Raw genomic sequence first — 18,386 nt, 5'->3', positions numbered from 1 at the left:
CAGCCAACGCAGGATAGGACAGCCCCGCGCATTGCGTGTTGTGGAGGACTGCAAGCTAATTGGCAGAATAGGGCTATGACATCTGACGCAGCCGAAAAGCCTCTGGATTATTCCGAGGCGGTGCATCGACTCGCGGCGCTGGTCCCCGCCGGTGCGGTGATCAGCTACAAGGACGTAGCGGAACTACTCGGTAGCGGGGGAGCACGCCAGGCCGGAAAAGCGATGGCCAGTGCTCCGGCCGGGACGCCGTGGTGGCGGATCATCCGTTCAAACGGTTCCATGACCGAGGCACTTGCCGAAGCAGCAGAACAGCACTGGATTTCCGAGGGGCTGGCGGTGCCAGGTCGGCACGTGAACATGGCCAAAAACCGCTGGAACCCCAGCGAAACGGCCTGGGGAAAAATAGATGCACTGCGTGCCGCGTTGGGCAACCCCAAAATGTCCGAGATGGATGATCAACTATGAGTATGGAAGAAACCCGAACCCATTCCCGAGAGGACACCGCCAAGCTGCGTGGCCACCTGCATTCGGTGAAAAGCCCCGTGCTGGTCACCGGGGCGCCGGGTACGGGAAAAACCAGCCTGCTCATTGACACGGCGGTTGCGCATCTGGCCACCGGGCTTGACCCGCAGTCCCTGCTGATCGTTGGCCCAACTCGACTGACCGCAGCCTCGATCCGCGACGAGCTCAGCCGCCGAGCCGAGCGGACCTTCACCGAACCGGTGGTCCGCACCTGGTCGGCCTATGCCTTCGATTTGATCCGCCGTGCTCGCGTCGAAGGGCTCTTGCCCCAGCTTGAACGCGTTCCCCGACTGCTCTCCGGACCGGAACAGGACACCTTGATCGGGCACCTGCTGGAAGGCCATGCCGCGGGGCTTACCGAAGGGCCGCAGTGGCCAAGCGAGCTGGAACTGGCAGTGGAGACCCGCGGATTCCGCAAGGAAATCCGCGAGTTCTTCGACCGTGTCTCGGAGCTCGGTTTGGAACCTGCCGACATCGCAGACCTCGGCCAGAAAGCCAACCGCCCCGAATGGCACGCTGCGGCGCTGTTCTACCAGGAATACCGCGACCTGCTGGATTTGGGCAGTGCCGAGGCATTCGATCCGGCCGGACTGATTACCCGTGCAGCGGAAATCCTGGAAGACAACGAGGCCTTCCTGCACGCAGAACAGGATCGGCTGGCCCTGATCCTCGTGGACGACCTGCAAGAAGCCACCCTGTCGCAGCACCGCCTGCTGTCGCTGCTCGGCAAGGACCGCGCGCTGGTTGCTTTCGCAGCACCCGACAGCGTAGTCCAGGGATTCCGCGGTGCACGCACCGACGAATTGCACCGTTTCGCACAGAACTACGCGAGCACTGGCGAAGCAACGAGCCTTGAACTGACCCATGGTTATCGCATGTCTGGACCGATCACCGAGGCCTGGCAGCGCATCGTCAGCCGCGTACCGCTGGCAGCAGGCTTGAGCGGACGGGCCATCGAGCCGATGAACACCCCGGAGCATGCGCTCTGCCAGGGACTGGTCTTCGAGAATTCCACCTTGGAAGAACGGTTCATCGCCCAGCGGATCGTACAGCTTAACCTCTTCGAAAACCGCAGCCTCGCCGATATTGCGATCGTGGTGCGCAACGGCTCGCAGGTGCGATCCTTCAGCCGATTCCTTGAAGGCCAGGGCATCGCGGTGCAAGTGCCACCAGCTGAAATTCCGTTAAAGGACGAGGGGGCGGTTCGCCCGCTGCTCGACCTGCTGTCATTGGCGTTCAGTGATTCTGTTGCGGATGATCCGCTGCTGATGCAGAACCTGCTGCTCTCGCGCTACGGGATGAGCACCGCGTTGGAAATTCGGCGGATCCGCCAGCTATTGCGCCAGCAGGAAGCCACGGCAGGCGGACGCCGCTCCAGCCAGGAACTGCTTGAAACCTGCCTGCGTGAACCGGCCATGGCCGAGAATCTGGGAAAGCCGGGGTACGGGCTGCAGCGCCTGCTGAAAATGTACGCTGCCCTGCAAGCGGAACTGGCCAGCGGAACCGCTACACCGGAAACAGCGCTCTGGGCAATGTGGGAAGCTTCGGGCCGTGCCAAAGCCTGGCGCGACGAGGCTCTGGGGGCCGGAACCGCCGCCCGCCGGGCTGACCGTGACCTGGACGCTGTCCTGTCGCTATTCCAAGCCGCAGAGCGTTTCGTGGACCAGCTCCCCGGAGCCAGCGTCCAGCAGTTCATTGAGCACATCCTGCACCAGGAACTGCCCATGGACTCATTGGCCACCCGCGCCGCCGGAGGGCAAACCGTCACGGTGCTCACCACCGCGGCAGCCGCAGGAAAGCAATGGCCGGTGGTGTTCATTCCGGGACTGCAGGAGGGCTCCTGGCCCAACCTGCGGCTTCGCGGCGAGCTGCTCGGCTCCAACGCGCTCGCCGATGCCGCGGAACACGGCATTGATTTCCTGGCCACGCGAACGCCAACGCAACTGGTGCGCCAAATCCGCAACGACGAATTGCGCAGCTTCAGCAATGCCGTCTCCCGTGCCGCCGACCAGCTGATCTGCACTGCGGTGGACAACGAGGACAGCCAGCCATCCTCCTTCCTGGACCTGGTCGAGCCGCCGGGGCCAGACGGGCGGAAACCTACTGCGGTTCCGCGCATCCGCTCGCTACCGACCCTGGTGGCTGAGCTGCGTAGCACCGCCGAAAGTGCCAAGGCAGCAAGCCTCGGGGCTGTGCCGGCCCCGGATGACGCCGATGCCCAGGGCCTGTACCATGACGCCGTCCACGTGCTGGGGCGCCTGGCCCGCGCGCAAATTCCTGTGCGCGGAGCGCATCCCGACACCTGGTGGGGACTGCGCGAGCTGTCCACCCAAGGCCCGGTGATTCCGGAGGACCAGCCCCGGCGGGTATCGCCATCCAAGGTGGAAACCCTGGTCAAATCGCCGCTGAACTGGTTCGTGCAAAGCGCCGGTGGCACCGCCGCCCACGATTTCGCGGCATCCCTGGGCACCCTGATCCACTCCATTGCCGAAGAGCACCCGGAGGCCAGCGGACACGAATATGAGCAGATCCTCGAACAGCGCTGGCCGGAACTGGAAAAACCGGAAAACTGGGAGGGCCAACGGGACTTCGACCGCGCCAACGCCATGCTCAAGAAGTTCGCAGCCTACTGCATGACCATGCGCCAAGAAGGACGCGAATTGGTGGCCCGGGAAATGCCATTCCAGCTGGAAGTACCAGCCCCTGACGGCACGCAGATCCAGCTTCGCGGAATCATTGACCGCGTGGAAGCCGGCGCCGACGGGAACGTTCGGGTCGTGGACCTGAAAACAGGGTCCACCGCACCAACCAAGGACGCGACCTTGGAGCACCCGCAGCTGGGCGTCTACCAAACCGCAATCCAGCTGGGCGCATTGCAAGAGCACGAGGCAACTGCAGGGCTTTCCGATGAGCCGGCCGGCGCGTCCTTGGTCTACGTGGGTACCAGCACCAAGAGCGCCTCGGTGCGAGAGCAACCATCCATCGGCGAAGCGGACTGGGCCCGCACGCTCATCTTCGAAGCCGCCGCCCTGATGGGCAACAGCGAATTCATCACCCGGCACGTTTCGGGAGCCGCCGGGATCCTCGGCAACTGCACGCTGCCTGAAATCTGCCCGTTATGCGCCCAAGGACGACAGGTTACCGAACCATGAGCAATATCAGATTCACCCCGGAAGAGCTCTCAGCAGCGCTCGGCGAGCAATTCCCGCCCACCGCCCAGCAGTCCGAAATTGTCGCCGCGCCGCTGGAACCCATGCTGGTCATCGCCGGCGCCGGCTCGGGCAAGACCAAGACCATGGCGGACAAAGTCGTCTGGCTGGTCGCCAACCAGTTGGTCAGGCCGGAACAAATCCTCGGCGTGACCTTTACACGAAAGGCCGCCGGAGAGCTGTCGGTCCGCATCCGCGCCAAGATCGCCCAACTGGTGTCCACCGGGCTGCTCAGTGCCGAAGAAACCCGCGACTTCCTCGATCCTGCGGTATCCACCTACCACTCCTACGCCAACACGCTGGTCCAGGACCATGGGCTGCGGCTTGGCCTTGAGGAAGACAGCGCCTTGCTGGGCGCGGCCCAGTCGTGGCAGGTGGCGCACTCGGTGCTGGAACGGTACACCGGCAATTACGAGCATCTGAACAGCGCCACCAGCACGTTGATTGATGCCATCGTTTCCTTCAGTTCCGAAGCCTCCGAGCACCTGGTCACCGCACCACAGGCGCACCAGTGGATCGATCAGCTGGTGGCACGCCTGCGCAGCCTGCCGATGGACGCAGAAAAGCCGAAGAAGCCGACCCAGGCAGCCCTTAAGCTCATCGACAAGCTGGCCTCGCGTGCCACGATCGCCGAGCTTGCAGAGGAGTACGCGCAGGAAAAGAAGCGCCTCGGGGTGATGGACTATGGCGATTTGGTAGCCCACGCGGCGCGTATCGCCCAAGAGGTGCCGGCGGCTGCGCTCGCCGAACGGGAGAGCCACAAGGTGGTGCTGCTCGATGAATTCCAAGACACCTCGCACGCGCAGATGGTGCTCTTCTCGCAACTCTACGGCGAGGGCCATCCGGTTACCGCAGTAGGCGACCCCAACCAGTCAATCTACGGATTCCGCGGGGCCAGTGCCGGACAGCTGTTCCGATTCCCGGAAGTCTTCCCGATTGTCCGGGACACTGGCCGGGAAGTTGCCCATGTAAAGCACCTGACCATCGCATGGCGCAACACCGTCAACGTGCTTGCCGCAGCGAATAGCATCACCGCCGGCGGACCGCAGCATCAAGGTCCGGTCTCGGTCAAGCCTTTGGATTCCTCCGCGCATGCCAAGGCCGGCCGGGTGGTGCTCAACCGCTGTGCGACGGTTCGCGACGAAGCGGAAGCCATTGCGGACATGATTGTTGCCGAGAATCGGTCAACTTCCGAGCCGAAAACCAGTGCAGTGCTCTCGCGCAATCGCACCCAGCTGAGCATCATGGGCGAGGTGCTTGCCGAGCGCGGCATCAAGTACCAGCTCGTGGGACTTTCGGGATTGCTCAGCACCCCTGAGCTCACCGACCTGGTCGCATGCCTGCACGTGCTGGTGGACCCGCTGCGCTCGGATAAGCTCATGCGCCTGCTGGCAGGAGCCCGCTGGCGCCTGGGCGCCTCCGACCTGATGGCTTTCGCAGATTGGTCCCGCCAGCTGGAACGGCGGCGGGCCCGCGGCCTGCAGCCAGATCCGGCCGAAGACGAAGAAACGCCAACCCCGGACGAGGCAGCCGCTGAAGCTGCCCGCGCCGAACTCAACGATGCGGCTAGCCTTGTCGAAGCATTGGACTTCCTGCCCAAGGAAGGCTGGAAAAGCAATGACGGCCGGAGCATCAGCGCTGCCGGCTACGAACGGCTGGCTGCCTTGCGCGATGAATTGGCAAGCTTGCGGCTGCTGGCCAATGATGACCTGGAGACCCTGATTCGCGAGACCGAACGCGCCATGAACCTGGACATCGAGGTGGCCGCCCGCCCGTGGATTTCCCGAGACAAGGCACGCGCCAATCTCGACGCCTTCGCCGATGTGGTGCGCGAGTACTGCCGCAATGCGCCACGTGTCGAGCTGGCTGGATTCCTGATGTGGCTGGAACAGGCCGCCGAAAAGGAAAAAGGCCTCCCGCTGCCCAGCGAAGATGCGGATCCGGCCGCTGTACAGTTGCTGACGGTTCACGCTTCCAAGGGATTGGAATGGGACATCGTGGCGGTGATGACCCTGAACGACGGGGTGTTCCCGGGTGCCAAGTCGGATCGCTGGACCAGCGGCGACAAGGCGCTGCCCTGGGAACTTCGTGGCGATGCCCGCGACCTGCCCCAATGGGACACCGAGCAGCCGGCCTTGAAGGAGCTGCTGGAAGCCGAATCGATCTTCAAGGACCAGGTCGAGGACCATCATATTGCTGAAGAACGCCGCCTGGCCTATGTCGCGGTAACCCGCGCCAAGTCCTTGCTGATTTGCAGCAGCAGCGTCTGGACGAGCACCCGCACCAAGCCCACCGAGGCCTCGGAATTCTTCAACTGCCTGCTTCCGCTGGCCGAAGGCGAAGACCCCCAGGCTGAAATCGGCCTCTGGGTGAAGGATGAGGAAGCTCCGGAACAAAACCCGAGCACGTTGACACCCCTCGAAGCGCTGTGGCCCTACGACCCGTTGGAAGGCCCCGTGGTCACCGGGGGAGTGCAGAAGACTCCCTATCCGTACTCACGCCGCAAAATCATTGCGGATGTGGCGGAGGATCTTGAATCCATTCCCGCCGACTATGAGCCGTTGACCGGTATTGGCCAGCAGTGGGCTGAAGAAGCGGAGAAACTTCTAGGCCAGCGAGAGTTCTTGGCTGTTCGTGAGCGCAGCATCGAGGTACCAGAGCATGTGCGTGCTTCATTGTTTGTCGAGCTGGCCGAAGACCCGGTAGGCGTGCTGGAAAACCTCCGGCGCCCGGTGCCACGTCGCCCGGGCCTGGCAGCACGGCGAGGTACCGCGTTCCACGCCTGGATCGAGGAGTTCTACGAGAAGACCTCCATGCTGGATCTGGGAGACCTGCAGGAACCAGCCGATGGCTATCTTGACGAGGCACTGGACCTCGAAGCGATGAAGGAAGCGTTCCTGGCGAGCGAATGGTCCAAGCTGCAGCCCGCCTACGTCGAGGTGCCCTTGGAGACCCGTGTGGGTCCGGTCGCTGTGCGCGGCCGCATAGATGCCGTCTTCCAGATGGATGACGGGACCTGGCTGATGCTGGACTGGAAAACGGGCCGGGTACCGAGCGGCAAGGATTTGAGGAGCAAGCTGGTCCAGCTCGCAGTGTATCGCTTGGGCTGGTCACGCCTGCACGGAATCCCGCTGGAGGAGATCAAGGCCGCCTTCTACTATGTGTCGGCGGGCATCACGATCCACGCGGAGCATCTCTCCGATGAGCAAGAACTGGAACAGATGATCAGCAGTGCATTCGAACAGCTCAACGGCTAGCGGCCGGAGGATGCCGGGAAGTGCCTACTTCCCGGCATCCTTGGCAGGCTCGTTCTCGTCTCGAGCAGGCTTCTGCGCGTCGGCTGTCCCATCTGCAGACGGCTGTGCTTCCGCTGCCTCTTTCTCCTGATCGGCGTGCTTTTGTCCGGGCTCCTGCTTCGATGGGGTGCTGCTATCTGAACCAGCCTCGTCAGCATCCGCAGTTGGCTGATCCGCAGATTCTCCGGAATCCTGCTGGTCCTGTGGCGAGGCGCCCTGGGGCGTTGCGGACTTCGGCGGTTCGGCTGCCAGGGCAGTGACCTTGTCGGTGTTGATGCTTGGGGCGGTGATCGCCACCGGTTTTTCCGGAACCTTCTGGGACGAAGTTTCCGGCTGGGCAGCCAACGGACGCGGGGCCTCCACGACCGACAACGGCTGGCCGCCATACTCGGCAATGTTCTGGTCCAGTTCTCGAAGCATCTCCTCGGCCTCGGCGATGCGTTCGTAGTCCTTGGAATCCAAGGACTTCACTAGCCACTGCGCCAAAGCGAATTCTGCGGCCAGCGCGGCGCGGCGCATGATGTGCGGATCGGCGGCCTTCCCGCGAGCTTCGACGTAGGCGGAGAACACGCGCTCGCTGAAGCTCTGGTCTTCGATGGCTGAGAGCCAAGCGAAGTCATCTGCTGGGTCGCCGACATGCAAATCGGTCCACCCTTTGACCGCAGTGATGCTGGAATGCGAAATCTGCAACTGCTCTTCATCGAAGTCGCCGTGAACTACGGCAGCGTTGAAACGCCACAGTGCCACGTCCTCCATGGCGTGTTCCCAGCGGCGCAGCAAACGGCTTGGCACCTTGCCGGTCGCCGCTGCGGTATCCAGCTCGTTGAGCTTGCGCTGGCGGATCTCGTCGGCGGTATAGGTCGGCAAACCTGCAACTTCGACTGCTTCATCGGGAATCTGGTGGATGGCAGCCATGCAATTGCCCAAGGACTTGGCCAGGTTGCTGCCCACATCAACCAGTTCGTCGAGGCTAGGAACATGACCGGGCATGTCCTTGTAGACAAAGGTCCGCAGTGGGCCCTGGCGCACTGTACCGGCTACGGCTGGCAAGGAAAAAGGCAGTGAAGCGCGGACCTTGGCTGAAAAAGCGCGCAAGGCCGAAAGTTCGGCTTCCAAGCGCATGCTTGCTTCATCGTGGCGAGGTGAACGGACGCGCCAGCGATGCTTGAGTGCGTCGACGACCAATGCTGAATCAAAGTCTTCCGCATCGTCGGACAGCGCCGCGAAGCCAACCGGGGTCAATCCGGGGACGGCGGCGGTGGCAATTGCGGCGAGTTCCATGGCAGTGCGTTTCACAAGTTCCACCGTATGCGAGATTCTCTTTTCTATCGTTGAATGACGCACGGAATATGGCGGGATTCACCGGCAACGTTCAGAGTTGCGATGAATCTCATTCATCAACTGCAATCCACAATGAGAATGCATCAAGATTCTGGGGTGTAATGTGCATTAGGTTAGAGGTATGGCTCTGGCAGAAATTTATCGAACCCCGCTTACCGGACTTCACTTCGGGCAGTCGCTGATCGAGCGACCGCTGACCGAAAAGCAGGATCCGACGCTTGTGCCGAACCTGTTGAATCAACCCAGTACCAAGGTGCTGCTGATCAGTGGCGGTGGCGCGGCAACTTCCGGAACTGAACTCTTCTTCCTCGACGGAACGCAGTATCGTGCGAAAGACTCTGAACGCCAGGTGTATTTGGGGCGCGCGGCAGGCACCGAATACGTGTTGGCTATCGTTGATGCCGAAGATTATGCCACCAGTGGTATTGACCGCTGGGTGACCTTGCGTGAAAGTTTCACCGTGCTTCGCGAACTGCATGCAGAACTTTTCGTGGAAGCGCAAGCGATCGCCAACTGGATTCGTTCGGAGAAGTTTTGTCCGCGTTGCGGATCGCCAGTCGTGGCAGCCACCTTCGGCTGGGGCCAGCGCTGCGTAGAGAATGACCACGAGCTTTTTCCACGCACCGACCCGGCAATCATTGCCTCGGTGATAGACAGCCAAGATCGACTTCTGCTGGGATCCAATGCCGCCTTCAAGCACCGGATGTATTCGGTGCTGGCAGGATTTGTCGAGGCGGGGGAGTCCCTGGAGTCTGCCGTGCGCCGCGAGATTTATGAGGAATCTGGCGTGCGCGTTGGTGATGTCGCCTACCGTGGTTCCCAGCCTTGGCCAATGCCGCGTTCTCTGATGCTTGGCTTCGCGGCTGAAGCCCTGAGCGAAGAGCTGGTTCCCGACGGCGCAGAAATCATGGACCTTCGCTGGTTCACACGAGCTGAACTGCGTGAGGCCTTGGAATCAGGAACAATAGATATACCGCGTGGAGTCTCGATAGCCCACGCATTGATCCGTACGTGGTACGGCGAACCCCTTCCGGAGGCCCTGAGCAAGTGACCGAATACGACAATCCGCCAGCAACCGATTTGCTAGCGGGACTGGATGCTGAACAGCGGCAAGCAGCTGAAACCCTCAGCGGTCCACTGTGTATTCTGGCAGGCGCAGGAACCGGAAAGACCAGGGCCATTACCCACCGGATTGCCTACGGCGTGCATACCGGCATCTACAACCCGACCAGCGTTCTGGCTCTGACCTTCACCACTCGTGCTGCCGCGGAAATGCGCACCCGCTTGCGTCAGCTCGGCGCCCCCGGCGTGCAGACGCGAACGTTCCACGCGGCGGCGTTGCGCCAGCTGCAGTACTTCTGGCCGCAGGCCATTGGCGGAACCCTGCCGAACCTGGTTGAGCATAAGGCCCCGTTGATCGCAGAAGCAGCGCGTCGCCTGCGCATTTCCAGCGACCGTGCCATGGTCCGTGATCTTGCTGCCGAAATCGAGTGGGCCAAGGTGTCCATGCACACACCTGAGAGCTATGCCAAGATCGCAGCATCCCGCGAACTGCCCAACGGTCTTGAATCAGTCAGCATGGCTCGAATCTTCCAGACCTACGAAGAGCTTAAAGATGACCGCGGTGTGATCGACTTCGAGGATGTGCTGCTGCTGACCATTGCGATTCTGGAAGACAACGAAAAAGTCGCAGCCAGTGTACGCCAGCAGTACCGCCACTTTGTCGTGGACGAGTACCAGGACGTGTCGCCGCTGCAGCAGCGGCTCCTGGATCTCTGGCTCGGACAACGCAACGAGCTGTGCGTGGTGGGCGATGCCTCCCAGACCATTTACTCGTTTACCGGTGCGCGCCCTGACTACTTGCTGAACTTCAGTGCACGCTTCCCGGAGGCGAAAGTCGTGAAGCTGGTCCGCGATTACCGTTCCACACCTGAAGTGGTCAATTTGGCTAACAAGGTGCTGGCTAACCGGCGCATTGAATCCCAGGTCCCAGACCGCCATGTCACCTGGCCAGAACCGCTGGAACTCATCGCGCAACGCGACCACGGTCCAGCCCCCGAATTCTTTGAAGCGACTGACGACGAAAACGAAGCCGTTGAAGTCGCACAGCGGATCAAGCAGCTGCTCAAAAACGGCCAGGACATTTCCGAAATTGCCATCCTGTACCGCACCAACGGACAGTCCCAGGCCTTTGAGCAGGCTCTGACGGGACATTCCATTCCCTATGTGATGCGTGGCGCAGAACGATTCTTCTCCCGCCGCGAGGTGAAGGAAGGCATGCTCGCGCTGCGGGCCGGCTTGAGTGTTGCCGCGGATGCTCCGGTCGCGCAGATGGTACGCGATATCCTTTCCTCGCATGGCTACTCGGTGAACGCTCCGAGTGGCGGCACCGGTGCAGTGCGCCAGCGTTGGGAGTCGATGTCGGCACTGGTTCGCCTGGCCGATGAAGTCGTTGCTTTCAAGAAAGAACAGGACATCGATGCCACGCTGCACGATGTGGTCAAGGAGCTCGAAGACCGCGCGGCGATCCAGCACGCGCCGACGCTAGATGGCGTCACTTTGGCGTCCTTCCATGCGGCTAAGGGGTTGGAGTGGGACGCCGTATTTCTTGTCGGGTTGAACGAAGGCTTGGTCCCGATTTCCTATGCCAAGGATCAAGCGGGCTTCGACGAAGAACGGCGCTTGCTGTACGTGGGCATTACCCGTGCACGGAAGCGCCTGTACCTGTCCTGGTCGCTTGCCAGGACGCCGGGTGGACGTGCGCACCGTTACCCATCGCGATTCTTGGATGGGATTAAATCAGTACGCCAAGCCAGCAGCAGGCAGCAGACCAGCTATCGCAAGCGTGAACAGAAAATCACGCCTGCCGTCTGCATGACCTGCGGCTCGTTCTTGACCAGTGCGAAGGAGCGGAAGCTCAAGCGTTGCGCCTCATGCCCGGCTGCTTATGATGAGGCACTGTTCGAGGACTTGCGTGAATGGCGATCGGAAGTTGCCCAGTCCAATGCGGTCCCCGCTTTCGTCATCTTCACCGATGCAACCCTCATGTCTATCGCGGAGCACCAGCCGGATTCAATCCAGGGATTGTCGAAGATTCCAGGAGTGGGTCGCAGCAAGCTTGAACGATATGGCGAGGCGGTATTGGCGGTCGTTGGCGAGCGCCGCGCCTAGGGTTCTCCACAGCCGGTGTACCAGAGGCGAAGTGCTTCGGGCCCCGGGCTTAGCTTAATGAGATGACTCAGTGGGTGGATAGGACGATCCGCTTCACTGCCATAATCGAGGAATGGGGCGCTGTGCCATGCCAGCTTTTCCAAATACTGTCGACTTCGTAGCGCCGGACGAAATTCCCGTGCGGATTCTCCGTTCAGCCAAGCGCAAGAAAACTATTTCATCCCAATGGCGCGATAATCGGCTGATTATCCAGGTTCCTGCGGCGCTGGACGAAAGAACGGAACGTGCCTTCGTTGAAGAGATGATCGCGAAGTATCGCAAGGGACGCCAGGCACGCACAGCTGGTCTTACCGATGACGCGCTGGCTCGCCGTGCTGCGTCACTCGACCAGCAGTACTTTGCCGGCAAGGCCGCGCCGCAATCGGTGCGCTGGGTAGCCAACCAGAACAAGCGCTGGGGCTCGGCTTCATATCGGCAGCGCAGCATCCGCTTATCGATCACGTTGCAGCATATGCCCAGCTGGGTGCAGGACTATGTGCTCGTCCATGAATTAGCGCATCTCGTGGCTCCTAGTGCCGGCCACGGACCAGGATTCCAGGCGTTGCTGAACCGATTCGAACGCAGAGCGCATGCGGATATTTTCTTAGAGGCCTTTCACGCCGGATACAACGCCCACGCCAAGGAACTGGGCCGTGACGAAGATGAGCTGTCCGGTTTCGGCCATGACGAGGAACAGTAGTCCATCACAAAAAGGAGGGGTGTGCACGTGTGCACATCCCTCCTTCGATGTCTTAGCCTAGTCAGCTCTTTGGATTCTCTGGCTTGCCAGGATCGTCGTCCTCGGAATCGGATTCGACATTGTCGAAACCGCCGTCCAAGAGCTTGCCCAACGCCGCGTCGAAGTCATCGAACTCGGTTGCGGCAACTTCACGGCGATGCGTAAACCCCTTGGGATCGGTGAGATCTTCTGCAGTAGGCATCAGGTCAGGGTGGTCCCATACGGCGTCACGGCCGTCGATACCACGCTCATCGTACAGATGCTCCCAGAGTGCAGCCGCTTCACGAAGCTTGCGCGGGCGCAGTTCAAGGCCAACCAGAGATGCGAAAGCGGTCTCCGCCGGACCACCGGATGCACGGCGGCGACGCATCGTCTCGCGCAGGTGGCCGGCAAATGGCAAGTTCTGGGCAGCCAAGGAAACTACGTGGTCAACCCAGCCTTCGATCAATGCCAACGTCAGCTCGAGGTTCTCAAGAGCTTTCTCCTGGGCTGGGGTGCGCTGCGGGGTGAATATCCCTTCGCCCAGCATCGACTGCAGGGCTTCCGGGTTGGACGGATCAATGCCGCGTACGGCATCTTCGATTCGCGACATGTCGATGTGGATGCCGCGAGCGTAGGATTCGACGGCGCCAATCAACTTGGAGCTCAGCCATGGCACCCGGTTGAACAATCGCGTATGTGCGTTCTCGCGGAGAATCACATACAGCAGGACTTCCTGCTCGGGGATTTCAAGGCCGTCGCCAAACTTGCTGACATTGGTCGCGATAATTCCGGGAGTGGTTCCTGCCAGCGGCAAGCCGATATCGGTGCCGCCAAGAACATCGGTTGCCAAGCCGCCCAAAGCAGTACCCAGCTGCATGCCGAACATGCTGGCCCCGAGGTTGCGGAACATGCCATCGGCGTTGCCGAGCATGCCCTTCATCTCTTCGGGAATCTGGTCTTTCATCGCGGTGGTGATGGCCTTGGCCACGGACTCGGCAACAGGTTCGGTGACCTGCTTCCACGTGGCCAAAGTCTTGTCGTACCATCGTTTGCGAGTCCACACCTCTGTCGCGTGGCCGTTCGACTCGAACACCGTGGCGTTATCCAGCCACAATCCCGACAGGTTTGAAGCATCGCTGATGGCGCTGTTCCGCGCTTCGGAAACAGCAGGATCATCGCTGGCATATGCCTGCAACGCTGTGTCGGATGCAAGCTTCCAGTTCACCGGACCAGAAGAAGCGTTATTGCTCATCATCGCGGACATCATGGCCTGGGCCTGCTGCATCATTTTCTGCATCGCAGCCGGATCGCCTTGAGCGCCAAGGGCATCACGAAGCTGCGGCGGGAGGTCATTCGGGTCGAATCCGCCACCGAAGAGCTGACCAAACATCGCAGAAAATGGGTCCTGCGGATTGTTTTCGTCGTCATCGCCGTTTGGGCGGTTGTTCGGGGGGTTCTGTGCCATGCCTTTAAAACTACCGCGAGCGCCTGATAGTTCCCATGAATCTGGGCTCCAGTTCGCTTTCGGCACATCGAATACGCCTTGGTGCTGATGTTTTTAGACCCATGGCTTCAGTAGGCTAAGAGTGGGGATGTCTGCGAGGACGGATCCGCGTATTTTTTGACAGTTGGCGGGAGCAAGATCAGTGCACGTACGGGAACCACAAGACTCGACTCAGGAGCCAGGTAATTCCGGCCGTGCTCCTCAAGGTTCCAAAACCATGAAACGCACCAGTTCCGGCATCGTTGCACTGCTCCTGATCGGCGTAATGATGTTTCTCCCCACGCATTTCATGATCCGATCGCCGGGTCCCGTGTTCAACACGTTGGGCGAGGACAATGGACACGATGTGGTGTCCATCAAGGGGGCCGAATCATACCCTTCGGACAGTGTCTTGGACCTGTTGACCATTTATGTCCAGGGTGGCGGGCAGAACCGGATTACCATTCCTGTCGTGCTCGAAGCACTGATTAATCCGGCCAAGGATGTCGTCCCCGAAGAAACGATTATTTCCCGTGGAGTCTCCTCGGAAGAAAAGAATGAGCAAAACGATTTCCTGATGACTTCTTCGCAGGACTTGGCTGTAGCGGCGGCGTTGACCGAGCTCGGCAAAGACTTCACCGAATGGCTGACAGTCGCGGACTTCTCCGCCGACACGAATGAAAAGGTGCTGGAACCGAAGGACCGCTTGCTGGAGTTCGAAGGGGAGAAGATTACTTCGCTGGAGCAGCTGAAGGAGAGCCTGAACGACCACGGGGCAAAACCAGCAACCCTTACCGTCGGCCGACCGGATAAGCATGGTGTCTACAGCAATGTGGACGTCACCGTGCATACCAAGGAGGCCGAGAATGGCGAACGCCAGTTGGGTGTCTTCTTGGGTAGTGAATACGAGTTCCCCATCGACGTGAGTTTCGGGTTGGAAAACGTAGGCGGTCCGAGCGCCGGGATGATGTTTGCCTTGGCGATCATTGACCGTTTGACTGAAGGCTCGCTGGCGGGGGACCACCACATTGCCGGCACCGGCGAAATTTCTGCCGATGGTGCGGTCGGTCCGATCGGTGGCATAGCCCAGAAGATGGTGGCAGCCAAGAACAATGGGGCGACGGTGTTCTTGGCACCAGCCGATAACTGTGCTGAAGTCATTGGCCGAGTTCCCGCCGGACTCGATGTCATCAAGGTAGCGACCCTGTCGGAGGCCCGCCATGCCTTAGAGAAAATCGCCAAGGGGCAAGACCCGGCGACTTTCACGACATGCGAATAGATTTAGCAGTGCATCAAAGGAAGAATTGATGCAAGGAAACCAATCTCGTGCATAACGCCCGTTCATGAATTAGGTACACGAGTTCTCCCGTTGGAAACGGCGGGAAGAACCCAAAGTAAGGAATAGATAGTGTCATTCGGATCGGATAGTCCGTTCGGGGGTCCTCCGCGACCCCAAGAGCCACAACGACCTTCCAACCCTTCAGGCAAGAAAGCGTCGCCGCTGACCCTGACCATCTTCGCGGTGGTCATCCTCGTCGCGGTCTTCGTTTTCTTGTCGAATTTCTACGCTGATATCCTCTGGTTCAACCAGCTGGGTTTCTCCGAGGTCTACTGGACTGAGCGGATCGCCAAACTAGTGATCTTCCTGATCGCTTTGGTGTTGATGGCAGTTCCCATGTGGTTCTCGATGCGCAGTGCCTACAAGCACCGCCCGGTCTATGCGCCCAACTCGAACCGTCCCGATTCCATGTCGCGCTACCAGGCCCAGTTGGAACCAGTGCGCCGTTTCCTGATGGTGGGCATTCCACTGGTGATTGGCATTTTCGCCGCCGTTGCCGTGGCAGGACAGTGGCAGACGATCTTGCTGTTCTTCAACCAGGTCGGTTTCGGAAGCACTGACCCCCAGTTCAATATGGATCTGGGCTTCTTTGTCTTCTCCCTTCCCTTCATTGCGCTGGTCAACGGCTTCTTGATCTCGGTCGTGCTGCTCAGCGGCGTGGCCGGTCTGCTGACCCACTACCTCTACGGCGGAATTCGTGTCGAAGAACGCGGTGGCATTACTGTTGGCAAGGCTGCTCGCGTGCACACCGCAGTTGTTGTCGCAATCTTTCTGCTCTTCCAGGCCGTGAACTTCTGGATCGGCCAGTACGAGACCCTCACTGACCAGTCAGGCCGTGTCGCCGGTGCGCTGTACAAGGATGTCCATGCAGTCATCCCGGCGCAGATGATTCTGGCCATCGTGGCGATCCTGATCGCCATCACCTTCGTGATTGCGGCGATCAACGGGCGTTGGCGCTTGCCATTGATTGGCACCGCCATGCTGGTAGCAACGATGATTGTTGCCAGCGGCGTCTACCCGTTCCTGGTCCAGCAGTACAAGGTGGTCCCTTCGCAGAAGGCGCTGGAGAGCGAGTACATTGAGCGCAATATCGAGATGACTCGTTTGGCATTCGGCCTGGATGACGTGGAAGTGACCGACTACGACGCAAAGATCTCGACCGAGAAGAATGCGCTGGCGAAGGAAACTGCCACCACCGCGAACATCCGTCTGCTGGATCCGAACCTGGTTTCGGCTGCTTTCGCACAGCTGCAGCAGTTCCGTGGCTACTACACCTTCGCCGAGACCCTGAACGTTGACCGCTACGAGATCGACGGCAAGGTGGAAGATACCGTTATTGCCGCCCGTGAAGTGAACGTCGATCCAACCGACACCTGGGTGAACCAGCACATCAACTACACCCACGGCTACGGCCTGGTGGCCGCATACGGCAACCGTGTCGCTGCCGGTGGTCGTCCGGACTTCATGCTCGGTGGCATCCCGACCTCTGGTGATTTGATCACCGACAAGGAATACGAACCGCGGATCTACTTCGGTGAGAATTCTCCGTCCTATTCGATTGTGGGCGGACCGGATGAGGGATGGACCGACCAGGAACTTGACCGCCCGGGTACCGGTGGCGAGAACCAGGACACCCGCTATACCTTCAAGGGCGATGGCGGTCCGAACGTTGGCAACTTGTTCAACCGCTTGGTCTACGCACTGAAGTTCGCCTCCACTGACCTGTTGCTCTCACAGAACGTCAATAGCGAATCGCAGATCCTGTACGATCGCGACCCTCGCGATCGTGTCAGCAAGGTTGCACCGTACCTCACGTTGGATTCCCAAGCGTACCCTGCCATTGTCGATGGCCGGGTGCAGTGGATCATCGATGGCTACACGACCTCGAATGACTTCCCATATTCCCAGCAGCAGCAGCTGGATTCGGCAGTGACCGACTCGCTGACCAACGCGCAGGATCTGTCGCTGACCGGTCGCGTGAACTACTTGCGCAACTCGGTGAAGGCCACCGTCGACGCCTATGACGGATCGGTCAAACTCTACGCCTGGGACACCGAAGATCCAATCCTGCAGTCTTGGCAGAAGATCTTCCCTACGGCCCTGAACCCGCTGGATGATATGTCCGCTGAGCTGATGGAGCACGTGCGCTATCCGGAGGACATGTTCAAGGTGCAGCGTGAAGTGCTGACCACATACCACGTGGACAACCCGGATGCATTCTACGAGTCCAACGATGCGTGGGCCGTGCCGGACGATCCAACCTCGTCTGCTGCCGGCGTGAAGCAGCCGCCATACTTCATGTCCTTGAAGATGCCTACTCAGGACGAAGCGTCGTTCTCGCTGACCTCGACCTTCATCCCGGCTGCGGCAGCCAATGGCCAGCAGCGCAACGTGCTCTTCGGCTTCCTATCGGCGAATGCCGATGCCGGCTCCACGCCGGGGGAGAAGGCCGACGACTACGGCAAGCTGCGGCTGCTTGAGCTGCCACGAGACACTGCCGTTCCTGGCCCGGGTCAGGCGCAGCAGAACTTCGATACCAACACCCGTGTGACCACCGAACTGAACCTGCTGCGCCAGGGTGCCTCGGAAGTAAAGAACGGCAATCTGCTGTCCTTGCCAGTTGGCGGCGGTATCCTCTACGTCCAGCCTGTATACGTCCAGTCTTCGGGCCAGACTAGCTACCCTACCTTGCGCAAGGTTCTGGTTTCCTTCGGTGACAAGGTCGGCTTCGCCGATACGCTGGCTGAAGCACTGGATGAAGTCTTTGGTGGCGATTCCGGTGCGGTAACCGGTGAGACCGAAGGCGTGTCGCCGAGCGAAGACCCTGAGGGCGAGGCCGAACCGACCCAGACCGATACCGAGAAGCTGACTGAAGCTCTGGCGGATGCGAACGAAGCCATCAAGAATGGTCAGGAAGCATTGGCCAAGGGCGACTTCGGCGCTTACGGTGAATCGCAGAAGCAGCTGGAGGACGCCTTGAACCGTGCGATGGAGGCAGATGCTGCCATCAACGGCACCGAGGTTGAGGGGGACGTGAAACTGGACGAAGGCCAGAATAACGATGCCTCCCAGTCGCCAGCGCCAACCGATGGCGCTGAAGGCTAGGAATAGCAGTAACTGCCGATTTGCTTTCACACCGCGATGATGCAAGAATTGTCTAGTCATCGCGGGGTGGAGCAGTTCGGTAGCTCGCCGGGCTCATAACCCGGAGGTCAGAGGTTCAAATCCTCTCCCCGCCACGAATGGCAAAATGGAGATCCGAAAG

Annotated in this window: 10 protein-coding genes and 1 tRNA gene; 9 read left to right on the top strand and 2 right to left on the bottom strand. The window is 60.3% G+C overall.

Annotation, left to right across the window (positions count from 1 at the left end; translation table 11 throughout):
* Positions 1-75: 75 nt before the first annotated feature.
* From F0M17_RS10720 to F0M17_RS10710, 3 genes are read left to right on the top strand one after another with little or no spacing between them, the layout of a single operon-like run.
* Positions 76-465, top strand: a complete 390-nt coding sequence (locus F0M17_RS10720) for an MGMT family protein (RefSeq protein WP_038990579.1) — start codon at positions 76-78, stop codon at positions 463-465.
* On the top strand, positions 462-3,674 hold the full coding sequence (locus tag F0M17_RS10715; protein WP_073705980.1) for an ATP-dependent DNA helicase: 3,213 nt from the start codon (positions 462-464) through the stop codon (positions 3,672-3,674). The genes F0M17_RS10720 and F0M17_RS10715 overlap by 4 nt, the downstream gene beginning before the upstream one ends.
* A complete protein-coding gene (locus F0M17_RS10710) occupies positions 3,671-6,988 on the top strand; it encodes an ATP-dependent DNA helicase (protein ID WP_073705981.1) in 3,318 nt (1,105 codons plus the stop codon). Before F0M17_RS10715 ends, F0M17_RS10710 begins: the two co-directional genes overlap by 4 nt.
* Positions 6,989-7,012: 24 nt before the next feature.
* On the opposite strand, the gene F0M17_RS10705 is transcribed toward F0M17_RS10710, so the two are convergent.
* Complete coding sequence (locus F0M17_RS10705; protein ID WP_233125261.1) at positions 7,013-8,332, bottom strand: phosphotransferase; 1,320 nt, start codon at positions 8,330-8,332, stop codon at positions 7,013-7,015.
* Between the two features lie 157 nt (positions 8,333-8,489).
* Between F0M17_RS10705 and nudC the strand changes: the two genes are divergently transcribed.
* The 3 genes from nudC to F0M17_RS10690 all read left to right on the top strand — a co-directional run bounded on the left by nudC (position 8,490) and on the right by F0M17_RS10690 (position 12,278).
* Entirely contained in the window at positions 8,490-9,419 is a 930-nt protein-coding gene (nudC, locus tag F0M17_RS10700; protein WP_073705982.1) for an NAD(+) diphosphatase, read from the top strand.
* Positions 9,416-11,539, top strand: coding sequence for an ATP-dependent DNA helicase UvrD2 (locus tag F0M17_RS10695; protein WP_149597098.1), 2,124 nt, complete (start codon positions 9,416-9,418; stop codon positions 11,537-11,539). The genes nudC and F0M17_RS10695 overlap by 4 nt, the downstream gene beginning before the upstream one ends.
* Positions 11,540-11,666: 127 nt before the next feature.
* Positions 11,667-12,278 (top strand): M48 family metallopeptidase, encoded by a 612-nt coding sequence (locus tag F0M17_RS10690; RefSeq protein ID WP_158024644.1) that lies wholly within the window; start codon positions 11,667-11,669, stop codon positions 12,276-12,278.
* A gap of 61 nt (positions 12,279-12,339) precedes the next feature.
* Here F0M17_RS10690 and F0M17_RS10685 read toward each other — a convergent pair whose 3' ends face one another.
* Positions 12,340-13,764: a zinc-dependent metalloprotease gene (locus tag F0M17_RS10685; protein ID WP_073705984.1), complete on the bottom strand. Its 1,425-nt coding sequence runs from the start codon at positions 13,762-13,764 to the stop codon at positions 12,340-12,342.
* A 181-nt stretch (positions 13,765-13,945) separates the two neighbouring features.
* Here F0M17_RS10685 and F0M17_RS10680 point away from each other — a divergent pair, with 181 nt between their 5' ends.
* The 3 genes from F0M17_RS10680 to F0M17_RS10670 all read left to right on the top strand — a co-directional run bounded on the left by F0M17_RS10680 (position 13,946) and on the right by F0M17_RS10670 (position 18,360).
* A complete protein-coding gene (locus F0M17_RS10680; RefSeq protein WP_141356733.1) occupies positions 13,946-15,061 on the top strand; it encodes a PDZ domain-containing protein in 1,116 nt (371 codons plus the stop codon).
* Between the two features lie 129 nt (positions 15,062-15,190).
* Entirely contained in the window at positions 15,191-18,226 is a 3,036-nt protein-coding gene (locus tag F0M17_RS10675) for a UPF0182 family protein (RefSeq protein WP_149597097.1), read from the top strand.
* Between the two features lie 60 nt (positions 18,227-18,286).
* Positions 18,287-18,360 (top strand) — tRNA-Met (locus tag F0M17_RS10670).
* The last annotated feature ends 26 nt before the right edge of the window (positions 18,361-18,386 follow it).

It is taken from the genome of Glutamicibacter sp. ZJUTW (assembly GCF_008370855.1).
GTDB lineage: Bacteria > Actinomycetota > Actinomycetes > Actinomycetales > Micrococcaceae > Glutamicibacter > Glutamicibacter nicotianae.
The sequence above is the reverse complement of the archived record's forward strand: the minus strand, read 5'-3'. Positions and strand labels throughout refer to the sequence as shown.

Bases quoted from the DNA above. Each gene is read 5' to 3' on its own strand.
- F0M17_RS10720 (WP_038990579.1), top strand. From the start codon at position 76: ATGACATCTGACGCAGCCGAAAAGCCTCTGGATTATTCCGAGGCGGTG.
- F0M17_RS10715 (WP_073705980.1), top strand. From the start codon at position 462: ATGAGTATGGAAGAAACCCGAACCCATTCCCGAGAGGACACCGCCAAG.
- F0M17_RS10710 (WP_073705981.1), top strand. From the start codon at position 3,671: ATGAGCAATATCAGATTCACCCCGGAAGAGCTCTCAGCAGCGCTCGGC.
- nudC (WP_073705982.1), top strand. From the start codon at position 8,490: ATGGCTCTGGCAGAAATTTATCGAACCCCGCTTACCGGACTTCACTTC.
- F0M17_RS10690 (WP_158024644.1), top strand. From the start codon at position 11,667: ATGCCAGCTTTTCCAAATACTGTCGACTTCGTAGCGCCGGACGAAATT.
- F0M17_RS10685 (WP_073705984.1), bottom strand. From the start codon at position 13,764: ATGGCACAGAACCCCCCGAACAACCGCCCAAACGGCGATGACGACGAA.